Here is a 13,213-nt window from a genome sequence, read left to right as displayed (position 1 = left end):
CCCCCTCGGGGTTTCGACGGTGCCCGCTAGGGGTTGATGACGGCCTCGACGTCGGCGAAGCGGTCGATCTCGCAGCCGTTCAGCTTGTTGAACTCGGTGTCGATCTCGGTGCCGTCGATGTGGCCGGTCACCCGGACCACCTCGGGGCCGCCGATCTGCATCGTGCACATCATGTCGGTGGTGTCGAGCAGGAACGGGTCGGTCCCGACCTCCTCGATCTCCGTGCAGGCGGCCGCCGGGTCGGGGTGGTCACCGCCCTCGGGGGCGCAGGTGAGCGTCCACACGCCCTCCTCGAAGCCGGACTCGGGCGAGAGGCCGCCCTCGTCGCCGAGAGAGCGCTCGATGGTCAGTTCGGTGGTGGAGTCGCCGCCGGGCGCCTCCTGGGGGGATTCGGTACCCTCCTCCGCGGAGGGGGCATCCTGGTCGGGGGCGGAGGGACTGGATTCTTCGGAACCGGGTGCCGGGGCACCCACCTCGGTGGGCTCGTTGCCGCAGGCCGTCAGGAGCAGGCCGAGGGCCGCGAGCGCGGCGAGGCGGGTCGGCAGGGCCGTCGCGATGGTGTGCTGAGCCATGACGCTTGGACGCCGCCGCGTCACACACGGTTCCCCCTCCCGAAAAGAAATCTCCGGAGAATTCCGGAGCAACCGGATCTGCGGATCCACGGATCCACATGGGGGTCATGGATGTTCGGCAACGTGCCCGAGGTCGGAGTCACCGAGGTTCCCGAGGACGGGTACCTGCTCGACGTGCGCGAGAACGACGAGTGGGCGGCCGGCCACGCGCCCGCGGCCGTGCACATCCCGCTCGGCGAGCTCAACACCCGGGCCGGGGAGATCCCGCAGGACCGCCGGGTGTACGTGGTCTGCCGCGCGGGCGGGCGCTCGGCCCAGGCCGCCGCCGCCCTCAACAACGCGGGCTGGACCGCGGTCAACGTCGCCGGCGGCATGCAGTCCTGGGAGCGTTCCGGACTGGACATGAAGGCCGACTCGGACGCCGAACCGAGGGTGATCTGAGTCGCATCGGGCCCGGAAGGCGATCTGATTGTCCAAAGCCCTGCCCCGCAGGGCCCTCGGGTGGCACTATGACGTCGTGAGTTCCGAGCGCGCGCCCCTCAGCGCCGAAGCCGTGCTGGCCTCGTCGGCGGACGCGGTGGTCGGTCTCGACAGCGAACTCCGGGTGTTCCTGTGGAACCCGGCGGCCGAGCGACTGTTCGGCTGGCGGGCGGGCGAGGTGCTCGGGGGTGAGCTGCCGATCGTCCCCGCAGAGCTGAAGACCGAGCACGGCGCGGTGCTCGAACAGGTGCGCGCCGGGCCCTCCCTCACCATTCACAGCCGTCGCACGCGCAACGACGGCACCCCGATCGACGTGCGGATCAGCACCGCCGCGCTGCCCGCCGACGACGGCGGGCACGCGGGCTGGGTGCTCACCCTCTACCCGACGGACAACGAGGCGCAGGCGCACACCGCCGCCATGGAGCGCGCCCGGCTGGTGCGCCGCCTCACCGACGTGGTCGTCGACATCAACGCCGACCTGAGCCTGCAATCGGTGCTGGACCGTATCTCCAGCGCCATCACCGAGCTCACCGGCGCCGACGCCGGTGGCTTCGTGCTGCTCAACGAGGACCGGGTGGAGCTGGTGAGCATCACCCGCCTGTCCGCAGAGCTCCAGGGCTCCAGCGCACCGCTGGAGACCAGCCTGTTCGGCGAGCTGCTGCGCAGCGGCAAGTCGGTGCTGCTCGCCAACGAGGACACCCGCGGCCTCCAGGACCTGGTCTGGGCCGACCTGCCCGGGCTGCACACCATCGCCCTGTGCGTGTCCAACGTGCACGGCCGCCCCTACGGCGCCCTGTACGCGCTGTACAGCCAGCGCCGGGTCGGCCACGTCGAACTCGAACTGCTGGAGCTGCTCGCCGCCCACGCCGGGGTGGCCATCGGCAACGCGATGGCCTACGAGGAGCTCAACCACCAGCGGGTGCACGAGAAGGCGGTGGCCGACTCCAGCGCCGACGGCATCGCCGTGCTGGACTTCGGCGGCCGCGTGCGCAAGTGGAACCGGTCCGCGGTCGAGCTCACCGGCTACCCGTCCGAGGTGGTGGAGGGCCGCCACCCGCCGTTCCCGATCCCCGCCTGCCACGGCCGCCCCATCAAGCACCGGCTCAAGGACGGGCGCTGGCTGGAGATCCTCATGGCGCGGATCCCCCGCACCCACGAGTGGGTGGTGGACTTCCGCGACATCACCGCGCAGAAGGCGATGGAGGACGAGCGCGAGGCGTTCCTGGCCACCACGGGCCACGAGCTGCGCACACCCATCACCGCGATCCACGGGTTCGCCACCACGCTGATCCGCAAGTGGTCGCGGATGAGCTCGGAGGCCCAGCGGGAGGCGGTGAGCAACATCGTGGACCGGTCCACGGCGCTGACCCTGCTGGTGGAGCGGCTCAGCCTGGGCTCGGACGCCTCCCGCGGCGAGCTGGACGTCAACCCGGTCCCGTTCGAGCTGCCCCGGGTGCTGAGCCAGGCCGTGATGACGTTCCGGTCCCTGTCGGACCGGCACGACGTGGTGCTGAGCGCGCCCGAGGACCTGCCCACGGTGTTCGCCGACCCGCTGGCCACCGGCATCATCATGGACCAGCTGCTGGACAACTCCATCAAGTTCTCCCCCGAGGGCGGCACCGTGCACGTCGGGGTGGCGGTGGAGGGCGACGCCGTCGCGGTCTCGGTGGACGACGACGGCCCCGGCCTGCGCCCGGGCGACGAGGAGCGGGTGTTCGACCGCTTCTTCCAGGGCGGGGTGCGCGGCGACCGGCGGCGTTTCGGCGGTCTGGGGCTGGGTCTGTACATCGTGCGCAAACTCGCCCAGGACCAGGGCGGGGACGTCACCGCGCGCCGGCTGGAGCGCGGTACCCGCATGTGCTTCACCCTGCCGCTGGACCGGGGCGAGGGCCCCGGCCCCGGCGGGGACGGGGACGACGGCGCGGTCGTCGAGCCGCCCGGGGTGGCGGCGGTCCGGGTCGGGGTGACCGGACGGGACGAACCCCAGGGGTCACCCGGGCCCCAGGCACCGCCCGGCCCGCAGGGGGCGCCGAAAATCTCCTCCGGCCCCGAAGCCCTGCCACGCCAGCGATCCACGCGTCCCAAGGCGGGCCGACCCGCGTGATTCACCGGGGCGTTGGTTTCCGTTCGAGGTGATCGGGGCATTTCCACCCCTGGCGGAATTCGCCGTCACACAACGGGCGGGTTCCGGACCGCACCAGAGCACGAACGCGCAGGGACGAAAGCCGTGTCAGGAGACCACACCCCGTTCGACCCGGGGGAGCACCCCGCCAAGGTCGAACGGCACGTCATCCTCCCCTACGTCCCCGCCACCGTGATGGACGCGCGCCACCGTCTGGGCGAGGACCTGCGCGCCATGGGCGTCGCCGAGGAGCGCATCGACGAGGCCGCCCTCATCATCAGCGAACTGGTCAGCAACGCGCTGCGCCACGCCAGCCCCCTGCCCACCCCCGCCAACCCGGCCAACAGCGTCGGCGTCGCCTGGCGGGCCGAGGTGGACGCCTCCCCCGGGCCCGGCGGCTGGCTGGAGATCTCCGTCCGCGACGGCGGCTCGACCACCATGCCCCGGGTGGCCGATCCGAGCACCACCGGCCTGGGCGGGCGCGGCCTGGGGATCGTCCAGCACCTGGCCGGGCGCTGGGGCACCGAGATGGACGCGACCACCACCACGGTCTGGGCGGTGCTGGACCTGCCCGCCGACGGCGCCGACGGCGCCGGGCGGGAGAAGGGCACCGTGACGGACGTGCTCCCGGACGCCGCCGGACCGGCCGCCGGTCCCGCCGGACGCACCCGGGACCCGCGCGGCGACGGCCCCGTGGCGTCGTCCCTGCCCTTCACCGCCCGGGACCGCGCCCACGGCGCCCTTCTCTGAAACCCCGGCTCCGGGACTCCGGTTCCGGGACTCCGGCTCCGGGGCCCGTGCCCGGAAAACCCGCGCCCTGCGACCCCCGCCCTGAAACCGCAGCTTGGAGCGGTCGGCCCCCGGCGCCGGGAGGGAACGTGACCGATGTCGCGAAACACCGTCAACGAGGTGGCCCGGCCCGGACCTGGCCGCTACAGTCACGACTGTGGAGTTGAAGATATCGAGCCGATCTCAAGATGACCTCGCGGTGGTAACCGTCGGTGGCGAGATCGACCTGTACACGGCACCCCGCCTGCGCGACGAGCTCATCACGGCCCTCGACGAGGGGGCCCGGAGGCTGGTCATCGACATGTCGTCGACCGAGTTCTGCGACTCGACCGGCATCAGTGTCCTGCTCTCGGCGATGAAGCGCTCCCGCGACAAGGGCGGCGACCTGGAACTCGTGGCGCCCAAGGCGGCCGTCATGAAGGTCCTTCAGGTCACCGGCCTGCACGAGGTCTTCGTCATCCACCCCGACACCGACGCACTGCCGGTGGCCGCGGGGACCGGAACCGCCCCCTAGAACGGGCCGCGGTGACACGGGGGGGGAACGGCGGGCCCGAGAAACCGGGGGTCGCCGTGGTGATCGCCGCCAAGGACGAGGAGGCGCGGGTCGGCCGCACCGTGGCCGCCGTCCGGGCACTGCCCGGGGTGGACCTGGTCGTCGTGGTCGACGACGGATCCGCCGACCGTACCTCGGAGGTGGCCCTGGAGGCCGGGGCCCGGGTGCTCCGGCACAGCCGCAACCGCGGCAAGGGCGCGGCGATGGAGACCGGGGCCGAGGGCGTCCGGCTCATCGAGGAGCACGAGGAGGGGGCCGCCGGGATCCGGCCGCCCCGCCACCTGCTGTTCCTCGACGCCGACCTGGAGGCGACCGCCGCCGGGGCGGCGCCCCTGGTGGAACCGGTCGTCGAGGGCAAGGCCGACATGACCATCGCGCTGTTCCCCGCCACCCGGCTGCGCCTGGGCGGACACGGGTTCGTGGTGCGCCTGGCCCGCGGCGGCGTACGCCGGGCGACCGGGTGGGAGCCCGAGCAGCCGCTCAACGGGCAGCGCTGTATCACCCGCGCCGCGTTCGAGGCGGCCCGGCCGCTCGCCCCGGGGTTCGGGGTGGAGACCGGGCTGACCATCGACGTGCTGCGCGCCGGGCTGCGGGTGATCGAGGTCGAGGTGCCCCTGGAGCACCGGGCCACCGGCGCCGACCTGCGCGCCCAGCTGCACCGGGCGCACCAGTTCGTCGACGTGCTGCGGGCGCTGGCCGCCCGCCAGGTGGGCGCCACCGTGCGGCGCGCCCTGTCCGGCGGACGCGGCCGACAGCGGAGATAGCGTCTCCTTTCCCGGTAAAAATCGCCGATAACAGCACCATGAGTGCGCTCGGTAGCGATACGCTCACACGATGTTCACCATGATCCTGGCCGTCGCGGGCGTGCTCACGGGTCTGGGCGGACTCGCCCTGGGCGGGTACGCGCTGGCCAGGGCCCGCGCCATCGACGCCGACACCCGCGTCCTCGCCCAGCGTGCCGCCGCCTCCGCCCAGGTCGGCGTCACCGACCCGCTCGCCGTGCGCGACATGGCGGTACTCCACTACGACGCCCTGGAGGAGATGTCCGGGGCCCGCTCCTTCTCCCTCGCCCTGCTCAACGGCGACGGCGACGGGGTGGTCGTCACCTCCATCAACGGCCGGACCGAATCGCGCACCTACGCCAAGGCCGTGGTGCGCGGCGAGTCCGAGACCCTGCTCAGCCCCGAGGAGTACCGCGTCGTGCGGGCCGCCCGGCTGGGCGAGGGCATCGGCACCACCGTGCCCGCCCCGCGGGTCACCGGCCCGGTGGTCGCCGAGGACGCCGAGGACGCGGTCACCGTCGTCCCCGACCCCGAGGCCCCGGAACCCGCCGCGGCCGGGGGACGCGACGGAACGGCGCAGAAGGACGACGCGGAGCCGGCGGAGAGGAGGGACATCGTCGCGGTGCCCGACATCGACGCCGACGGCCCCGCCGAGACCGTCACCGGGCGCCGCACCGCCCTGCGCAGGGCGCCCGGACCGCGCCGCGGCACCGAGTGACCGCCCACCCCACCCCGGTGCGGCTACCCTGAACACCATGCCCAACCGTTACGCCTACCTCGGCCCCGAGGGCACCTTCACCGAGGCCGCGCTGCGCGCCCTGCGCCCCGACGCGCCCGCCACCATGCGCATCCCCTGCGAAGGGGTCGCCGCGGTCTTCGACGCCGTGCGCACCGGAGCGGTCGAGGGCGGCGTCGTGCCCCTGGAGAACTCGGTCGAGGGCGGCGTCACCTCCACCATCGCCGAACTCATCAACGGCGAGCCGCTGGTCATCAGCGGCGAGACCGCGGTCCCGGTGGAGTTCGCGCTGTTCGCGCGGCCCGGCACCACGCTCAACGACGTCAAGACGGTGGCCACCCACCCGCACGCCCTGGCCCAGTGCCGGGGCTGGCTGGCCCGGCACCTGCCCGACGCCGAGACGCACACCGTCTCCTCCACGGCCGCCGCCGCGCGCACCGTCTCCGAACCCGGCGCGCCCTACGACGCCGCCATCTGCGCCGTCATCGCCGGGGAGCGCTACGGCCTGCACGCCCTGGCCACCGGGGTGGGCGACCGCGCCGACGCCGCCACCCGGTTCATCTACCTGACCCGGCCCGGACGCCCGCCCGCGCCGACCGGCACCGACCTGACGTCGGTGGTCGCGTTCATCGCCGACGACCACCCGGGCGCGCTCATCGAGGTGCTCACCCAGTTCGCGGTGCGCGGGGTCAACCTCACCCGGCTGGAGTCGCGCCCCACCGGCGACGGGCTGGGCAGCTACTGCTTCTGCATCGACGCCGAGGGGCACGTGGCCGACGCGCGCGTCGGCGAGGCCCTCATGGGGCTGCGCCGGGTCTGCCGCGACGTGCGCTTCCTGGGCAGCTATCCGCGCAGCGGGCGGGCCACCGAACTCGACCCGCCGCTGCGCCCCCGCCCCGCCACCGAGGCCGACTACGCCGAGTCGGAGCGCTGGCTGGCCCGGATCCGCTCCGGCGGCATCGACTGACACCCCTCGGGAGCCCCGCCCCCGGGGCTCCCGTCCCCGGGGCCCGGCCGGCCCGGATTCAGTCGTCCAGGACGTCGCCGCCCTCCGCCTCGAACACCCACTCCTCCGCCGCGGCCCGGCGCAGCTCCAGGTAGAGCGCCAGCCGCAGCGCGGTGTCGCGGGGCCGCTCGGTGTCGAGGGCCTCCAGCGCGGCGCTCAGTTCCTCGGTGGTCATCTCGCTCAACGGTTTCACTGCCGTCCCCTCCCCGGAACCCGGTGATCTCTCATCGTGAGGACGCGGTGACAACGTGTTCATGACGCGAACCGGGAAAAGATGTCGGCGCGCTCCGGACCGGGCGGTAATCTGCAAGACGTGATCGACCTTCGCGCTCTCCGAGAAGACCCCGAACGACTCCGCGCCTCGCAGCGCGCCCGCGGGGAGGACCCCTCCGTCGCCGACCGGCTGCTCGAACTGGACTCCGAGCGGCGCTCCGCGCTCACCCGCTTCGAGACCCTGCGCGCCGAGCAGAAGAGTGTGGGCAAGTCGGTCTCCAAGGCCTCCCCGGAGGAGCGCGAGGTCCTCCTGGCCCGGGCCAAGGGGCTGGCCGCCGAGGTCAAGGCCGCCGAGGCCGAGGCCGACCGCCTCGCCGGCGAACTCGACCGGGCCGTGGCCGGTGTGCCCAACCTCGTCGAGGAGGGCGCCCCCCAGGGCGGCGTCGACGACTTCAAGGTCCTGGAGACCGTCGGCACCCCGCGCACGTTCGACTTCACCCCGCGCGACCACCTGGAGCTGGGCGAGAAGCTCGGCGCCATCGACATGGAGCGCGGCGCCAAGGTGTCCGGGGCGCGCTTCTACTTCCTCACCGGGGTCGGCGCCCAGCTGGAGCTGGCGCTGCTGAACATGGCCATGAACCAGGCCGTCGCCGCCGGGTTCACCCCGATGATCCCGCCCGTCCTGGTCAAGCCCGAGACCATGGAGGGCACCGGCTTCCTGGGCGCCCACGCCGACGAGGTGTACCGGCTGCCCGCCGACGACCTCTACCTGGTGGGCACCTCCGAGGTGCCGCTGGCCGGGTACCACGCCGGGGAGATCCTGCCCGCCGACGCCCTGCCCAACCGGTACATCGGCTGGTCGCCGTGCTTCCGCCGGGAGGCGGGCTCCTACGGCAAGGACACCCGCGGCATCATCCGGGTGCACCAGTTCAACAAGGTGGAGATGTTCGTCTACACCCACCCCGACCACGCCCACGAGGAGCACAAGCGGCTGCTCGCCTGGGAGCGGGAGATGCTCGACAAGCTGGAGCTGCCCTACCGGGTCGTCGACATCGCCGCCGGCGACCTGGGCACCAGCGCCGCCCGCAAGTACGACTGCGAGGCGTGGGTTCCCACCCAGGAGACCTACCGGGAGCTGACCTCCACCTCGAACTGCACCGAGTTCCAGGCCCGCCGCCTCAACGTGCGGTTCCGGGACGAGGAGGGCAAGCCGCGCTTCGCCGCCACCCTCAACGGCACGCTCGCCACCACCCGGTGGATCGTCGCCATCCTGGAGAACCACCAGCAGGAGGACGGCTCGGTCGTGGTCCCCGAGGCGCTGCGCCCCTTCCTGGGCCGCGACGTCCTGGAGCCGGTCAAGAAGTAGGGCCGACCGCCTTCCCGGGCCGCGAGCCCGAGAGCACACGAGGAGCCCGTCCCCGAGGATGAGGGGGCGGGCTCCTGCGCGTGTGCGGGGTGGTCCTCGGCGGTAGCCCTTACAGGTACAGCCCCGAACCGTTGTCCTCGCGCCCCGGGATCTGCTGGCCCTGCTCGGCCTGTAGACCCGCGACGCCCGGGGGCAGGGCCTTGCGCATGTTCTCCAGCTGGGCGCGGGCCGCCATCTGCTGGGCGAACAGCGTGGTCTGGATCCCGTGGAACAGGCCCTCCAGCCAGCCCACCAGCTGGGCCTGCGCGATGCGCAGCTCCGCCTCGCTGGGGGCGGTGCCGTCCGCGAACGGCAGCGTGAGGCGGTCCAGCTCGTCGATCAGCTCCGGCGCCAGGCCGTCCTCCAGCTCCTTGATGGAGGAGGTGTGGATCTCCTTGAGGCGGGTGCGGCTGGCCTCGTCCAGGGGGGCGGCCTTGACCTCCTCCAGCAGCTGGCGGATCATGCTGCCGATCCGCATCACCTTGGCGGGCTGCTCCACCATGTCCGCGAGCGTGCGGGGCTCCTCGTGCCCGTCGTCGTCCCCGTGCTGGTCCACACCCACGACCAGGACCTTGGACTGCTGCTCGTTCGGTTCGTCCGTATTGCTCATCTGTCCCCTTACCGAATGTCGTCGACCGCGCCCGTCAGCGGGTGAGCAGGATCTTGCCGGTGTGCGCGCTCGATTCCATGACGTCGTGCGCCTCCGCCGCGTTCCGCATCGGGAGGACGCGGTCCACGACGGGGCGGATGGCTCCTTGTTCTACCAACGGCCATACCTGCTCCAGTACTCCCGCGACGATGGCCGACTTCTCGTCCCGGGGCCGCGAACGCAGGGTCGTGGCGTGCAGGGAGAGGCGCTTGGCGAGCATACGGCCCAGGTCGGCCTCGCCGGAGCGGCCGCCCATCAGGCCGATGACCACCAGGCGGCCGCCCGTGTTCAGGGAGCGCAGGTTGGCGTCGAGGTAGGAGCCGCCGATGATGTCGAGGACCAGGTCGGCGCCCCCGGCCTCGCGCATCCGGGCGGCGAAGTCCTCGGTGCGGTGGTCGATGGTGATCTCCGCGCCCAGCTCCCGGCAGGCCGCCAGCTTCTCCGGGCCGCCCGCGGTGACCGCCACCCGGGCGCCCAGGGCGCGGGCGAACTGGATCCCGAACGTGCCGATGCCGCTGCCGCCGCCGTGCAGCAGCACGGTCTCGCCGCGGCGCAGGCCGCCCACCATGACCAGGTTCGACCACACCGTGCAGGCGACCTCCGGCAGGGCCGCGGCCTCGACCAGGCCCACGCCCTCGGGGACGGGCAGCAGCTGGCCCACCGGCACGGCGACCTGCTCGGCGTAGCCGCCGCCGGACAGCAGCGCGCACACCTGGTCGCCCACCGACCAGCCGGAGCCCTCGGTGCCCGGCCCCAGCGCCAGGACCGTTCCGGAGCACTCCAGACCCGGGTATTCGGACGCGCCCGGAGGGGGCGGATAGGTGCCCTGGCGTTGGGCGACGTCGGCCCGGTTGACCGCGGTGGCGGCCACGTCGACGAGGACCTCCCCCTCGCCGGGGACGGGATCGGGGACCTGCGACCAGGCCAGGACCTCGGGTCCGCCCGGTTCGGTGATACGGATCGCGTGCATGGGAACGACCGTATCCCGCTGTGGCGCGCGGTTCCCGGGGGCGGGGCGAAGTGGATCGTGTTCGAGAAGGGATAAGGGATGCATCGGAGGGCCGCGGCGGGTAAGAGTGAACCCAGGGAGCGACCCCCGCTCCCCGGCGGGGTACCCCCTCTCTCCGCAGTACACCCCCTTCACGCAGGAGAACTCCGGTGTCACACCAGGATCAGAACGGGACGAACACGGGTTTCGAGGCCGAGGAGCCGGAAGTGTCCCCGTGGCGGCGTGCGGAGGACGAGCCCGACGAGGGCGGGGCCCCCGTCACCGAGATCGCCTCGCGCCGGCCCGCCGGACCCTCGCCGCGCGAGCAGTGGTTCGGCGGCGACGCGCCACCGCCGCCGCCCTACGCGGCGCCGATCCCGCTGGAGACCCCGATGACCTCGGCGGTGCCCGGGGCGCCCGAGGTGCCCGAGGCGCCGGTGGGGGAGGCGGGCGGCGCGGGCGGCGGCTTCGGGGCGGACGCGGACGATGTGGCGGACACGGTGGACGCGCTGGACGCGTCGGACGACGAGGACGACGGCGAGGACGAGGTGCGCTCCGACACCGTCCGGCTGATGCCGCGGATGCGCGAGCGCCCGGTCCGCCCGCTGCGGCGGCCGCTGCTGCGGCCCGGGCCCGACGAGGAGGTCGACCCGCTGGCCCCGCGCGCCCTGCGCCGCGACGCCGACGTCCCCGAACCCGAGCAGCTGCCGCCGCTGGAGCCCGGGGCCGCGGCCGACCCGGAACCGCCCGCGCCCCCGGCCCGGCCGCTGCCGCCCGCGGCCGCTCCGTCCGCCGCGCCCCCCGCCCCCGGGTCCCCCGCCTCCGGGCCCCCTGCTTCCGGGGCTCCCGCCATCGGGTCCCCCGCCGGCAGGCCGCCGGCGCCGGTGCTCCCGCTGCCCGGGGTGCCGCCGACCCCGACGCTCCCCGGGGCGACGGGGGCGACCGGGGAACGGCAGACCTCCGACTCCCTCAACGCCGCCACCCTGGTCCGCAACCGGCACCAGGGCCCCACCGGCGGCTGGCGGCGCGCCGTGCACACCGCCACCATGGGCCTCATCAACCCCGGCGAATCCCCCAAGGTGCTGCGCCGCCGCGAACTCATCGCCCGCGCCTGCACCCCCGTCGCCACCGGCCACCACCGGGTCGCCGTCCTCAGCCTCAAGGGCGGGGTCGGCAAGACCACCACCACGGTCGCCCTCGGCGCCACCCTGGCCTCCCTGCGCGGCGACCGGGTGCTCGCCGTGGACGCCAACCCCGACCGGGGCACCCTCTCCGACAAGGTGCGCCTGGAGACCGCCGCGACCATCCGCGACCTCCTCAACGAGCGCCACCTCGTGTCCCGCTACGCCGACATCCGCGGGTTCACCTCCCAGGCGCCCAGCCGCCTGGAGATCCTCGCCTCCGACCGCGACCCGGCCGTGTCCGAGGCGTTCGGCGACGAGGACTACCGGGAGGTCGCCCGGATCGTCGAGCACTTCTACTCCATCTGCATCACCGACTGCGGGACCGGGCTGCTGCACGCCGCCATGCGCGGCGTCCTGGGCCTGGCCGACCAGGTCGTCCTGGTCAGCTCGGCGTCCGTGGACGGGGCGCGCAGCGCCAGCGCCACCCTCGACTGGCTCCAGGCGCACGGCCACGAGGGGCTGGTGCGCGACGCGACGGTGGTGCTGTCCATGGTGCGCTCCGACAGCAAGAGCAGCGTCGACCTCGACCGCCTCGAAAGCCACTTCGCCGCCCGCTGCCGCGCCGTCGTCCGCGTCCCCTGGGACGGCCACCTGGAGGAGGGCGCCGAAGTGGACCTGGACCGGCTCGCCCCCGCCACCCGGGACGCCTACCTGCGGCTCGCCGCCACCGTCGGGGAGGGATTCGCCCGCCACGGGTGACGGGTTCCGGGATTGGCGGCCCCCCTCACGGACAATGAACGAAGGAAGAGGGGGGCCGAGGGATGAACGAACGGGAGCGTCCGCCGGCGGTGATCGCCGGGGTGGACGGCACGGCCGGCGCCCGCGCCGCGCTGGGGTGGGCGATCGAGGCGGCCGCCCGCCGCCGGGTCCAGCTGCGCATCGTGCACGGGCTGGGCCCGGCCACGGTCATCGGCGCGGCCGCCGCCGACCGCCGGACCGCGGACGGGGTGCGGGCCTCCGCCCACGAACTGCTCACCGAGAGCGCCGAGTACGCCCGCGCGGCCCGCCCCGACATCGAGGTCGTCACCGTGCTGGCCGTCGCGGACGCCCCCGCCGTCCTGCTGGAGGAGGCCCGCCACGGCGACGTCATCGCGGTCGGGTCGCGGGGGCTGGGTTCGGTGCGCGCCATCATGCTCGGCTCCGTCGGCATGCACACCTCCGCCAACGCGCCCTGCCCGGTGGTGGTCGTCCCCGACGTCGAGTCCCGCGGGTACCGCGGCCGCGTCGTGGTCGGGGTGGACGGCTCGCCGTCCTCCCGGCGCGCGCTGCGCTTCGCCCTGGAGGAGGCGCTGACCACCGACGCCTCCGTGGTCCTGGTCCACGCCCTGGGGGACGACGCCCCGGCCGAGGACGAGGCGATCGACGACGAGGTGCTCGACCGCCAGTCCGAGGAGGTCGTCGGCGGGGTGCTCGCCGAGGTCATCGACGAGCGCACCGAGCACCTCGACATCAGCGCCGTGCGCGTGCGGGCCGACCCGGTCGAGGCGCTGCTGGAGGCGGGTGCGGAGGCCGACATGATCGTCGTCGGCTCCCGCGGCCGCGGCGGGGTGCGCGGCCTGGTCCTGGGCTCGGTCAGCCAGGGGGTGCTCCACCACGCGGGGATCCCGGTGGCGGTCCTGCCCCCGCACGCCGACGAGGACGGGACCGACTAACGTCCCGGGACCGGTGACCTTGCGCCCTGTGCCGTTCCGGGTCCGATGGGGTGTACTCGGTGATGATGGGTGCCTAGAGGGG

14 protein-coding genes are annotated in these 13,213 nt (G+C 73.9%); 10 read left to right on the top strand and 4 right to left on the bottom strand.

Translation table 11 applies throughout. The features are described 5' to 3' along the window. Positions 1-26: 26 nt before the first annotated feature. Positions 27-572, bottom strand: a complete 546-nt coding sequence (locus ACJOT3_RS10440; protein WP_406971332.1) for an SSI family serine proteinase inhibitor — start codon at positions 570-572, stop codon at positions 27-29. A 111-nt stretch (positions 573-683) separates the two neighbouring features. Here ACJOT3_RS10440 and ACJOT3_RS10435 point away from each other — a divergent pair, with 111 nt between their 5' ends. The 7 genes from ACJOT3_RS10435 to pheA all read left to right on the top strand — a co-directional run bounded on the left by ACJOT3_RS10435 (position 684) and on the right by pheA (position 7,001). After that, positions 684-1,013, top strand: coding sequence for a rhodanese-like domain-containing protein (locus ACJOT3_RS10435; RefSeq protein WP_406971330.1), 330 nt, complete (start codon positions 684-686; stop codon positions 1,011-1,013). A 76-nt stretch (positions 1,014-1,089) separates the two neighbouring features. Further along, the gene (locus ACJOT3_RS10430) at positions 1,090-3,156 is read left to right on the top strand and encodes a sensor histidine kinase (RefSeq protein WP_406971329.1); all 2,067 of its coding nucleotides are present in this window, start codon (positions 1,090-1,092) and stop codon (positions 3,154-3,156) included. Positions 3,157-3,279: 123 nt separating this feature from the next. Further along, the gene (locus ACJOT3_RS10425; RefSeq protein ID WP_406971327.1) at positions 3,280-3,924 is read left to right on the top strand and encodes an ATP-binding protein; all 645 of its coding nucleotides are present in this window, start codon (positions 3,280-3,282) and stop codon (positions 3,922-3,924) included. A 196-nt stretch (positions 3,925-4,120) separates the two neighbouring features. Continuing rightward, positions 4,121-4,477 carry an STAS domain-containing protein gene (locus tag ACJOT3_RS10420; RefSeq protein WP_406971325.1) on the top strand — a complete coding sequence of 119 codons (357 nt, stop codon included), beginning with the start codon at positions 4,121-4,123 and terminating at the stop codon, positions 4,475-4,477. Between the two features lie 11 nt (positions 4,478-4,488). Next, positions 4,489-5,280, top strand: a complete 792-nt coding sequence (locus tag ACJOT3_RS10415; protein WP_406971323.1) for a glycosyltransferase family 2 protein — start codon at positions 4,489-4,491, stop codon at positions 5,278-5,280. Between the two features lie 70 nt (positions 5,281-5,350). Further along, positions 5,351-6,016 carry a DUF4446 family protein gene (locus ACJOT3_RS10410; protein WP_406971321.1) on the top strand — a complete coding sequence of 222 codons (666 nt, stop codon included), beginning with the start codon at positions 5,351-5,353 and terminating at the stop codon, positions 6,014-6,016. Between the two features lie 37 nt (positions 6,017-6,053). Next, on the top strand, positions 6,054-7,001 hold the full coding sequence (pheA, locus tag ACJOT3_RS10405) for a prephenate dehydratase (RefSeq protein ID WP_406971319.1): 948 nt from the start codon (positions 6,054-6,056) through the stop codon (positions 6,999-7,001). Between the two features lie 58 nt (positions 7,002-7,059). Here pheA and ACJOT3_RS10400 read toward each other — a convergent pair whose 3' ends face one another. After that, positions 7,060-7,215: a hypothetical protein gene (locus tag ACJOT3_RS10400; RefSeq protein ID WP_355268517.1), complete on the bottom strand. Its 156-nt coding sequence runs from the start codon at positions 7,213-7,215 to the stop codon at positions 7,060-7,062. 138 nt (positions 7,216-7,353) lie between these two features. Here ACJOT3_RS10400 and serS point away from each other — a divergent pair, with 138 nt between their 5' ends. After that, entirely contained in the window at positions 7,354-8,619 is a 1,266-nt protein-coding gene (serS, locus tag ACJOT3_RS10395; RefSeq protein WP_406971317.1) for a serine--tRNA ligase, read from the top strand. Positions 8,620-8,728: 109 nt separating this feature from the next. Here the strand turns inward: serS and ACJOT3_RS10390 are convergent, their stop codons facing one another. Both ACJOT3_RS10390 and ACJOT3_RS10385 read right to left on the bottom strand, forming a co-directional pair. After that, a complete protein-coding gene (locus ACJOT3_RS10390) occupies positions 8,729-9,268 on the bottom strand; it encodes a bacterial proteasome activator family protein (RefSeq protein ID WP_406971315.1) in 540 nt (179 codons plus the stop codon). A gap of 34 nt (positions 9,269-9,302) precedes the next feature. Next, positions 9,303-10,277, bottom strand: coding sequence for an NAD(P)H-quinone oxidoreductase (locus tag ACJOT3_RS10385; protein ID WP_406971313.1), 975 nt, complete (start codon positions 10,275-10,277; stop codon positions 9,303-9,305). Positions 10,278-10,465: 188 nt separating this feature from the next. On the opposite strand from ACJOT3_RS10385, the gene ACJOT3_RS10380 reads away from it, so the two are divergent. Further along, positions 10,466-12,178 carry a MinD/ParA family ATP-binding protein gene (locus ACJOT3_RS10380; RefSeq protein ID WP_406971311.1) on the top strand — a complete coding sequence of 571 codons (1,713 nt, stop codon included), beginning with the start codon at positions 10,466-10,468 and terminating at the stop codon, positions 12,176-12,178. A gap of 62 nt (positions 12,179-12,240) precedes the next feature. Then, positions 12,241-13,131 (top strand): universal stress protein, encoded by an 891-nt coding sequence (locus ACJOT3_RS10375; RefSeq protein WP_406971309.1) that lies wholly within the window; start codon positions 12,241-12,243, stop codon positions 13,129-13,131. Positions 13,132-13,213 lie beyond the last annotated feature (82 nt).

It is taken from the genome of Nocardiopsis protaetiae, assembly GCF_045446735.1.
GTDB classification, from domain to species: domain Bacteria; phylum Actinomycetota; class Actinomycetes; order Streptosporangiales; family Streptosporangiaceae; genus Nocardiopsis; species Nocardiopsis protaetiae.
This window is presented reverse-complemented; position numbering and strand designations above follow the sequence as displayed.

Excerpts from the sequence above, each read along its gene's own strand:
- ACJOT3_RS10440 (WP_406971332.1), bottom strand. The coding sequence starts at position 572 with ATGGCTCAGCACACCATCGCGACGGCCCTGCCGACCCGCCTCGCCGCG.
- ACJOT3_RS10435 (WP_406971330.1), top strand. The coding sequence starts at position 684 with ATGTTCGGCAACGTGCCCGAGGTCGGAGTCACCGAGGTTCCCGAGGAC.
- ACJOT3_RS10410 (WP_406971321.1), top strand. The coding sequence starts at position 5,351 with ATGTTCACCATGATCCTGGCCGTCGCGGGCGTGCTCACGGGTCTGGGC.
- pheA (WP_406971319.1), top strand. The coding sequence starts at position 6,054 with ATGCCCAACCGTTACGCCTACCTCGGCCCCGAGGGCACCTTCACCGAG.
- ACJOT3_RS10400 (WP_355268517.1), bottom strand. The coding sequence starts at position 7,215 with ATGACCACCGAGGAACTGAGCGCCGCGCTGGAGGCCCTCGACACCGAG.
- ACJOT3_RS10390 (WP_406971315.1), bottom strand. The coding sequence starts at position 9,268 with ATGAGCAATACGGACGAACCGAACGAGCAGCAGTCCAAGGTCCTGGTC.
- ACJOT3_RS10385 (WP_406971313.1), bottom strand. The coding sequence starts at position 10,277 with ATGCACGCGATCCGTATCACCGAACCGGGCGGACCCGAGGTCCTGGCC.
- ACJOT3_RS10375 (WP_406971309.1), top strand. The coding sequence starts at position 12,241 with ATGAACGAACGGGAGCGTCCGCCGGCGGTGATCGCCGGGGTGGACGGC.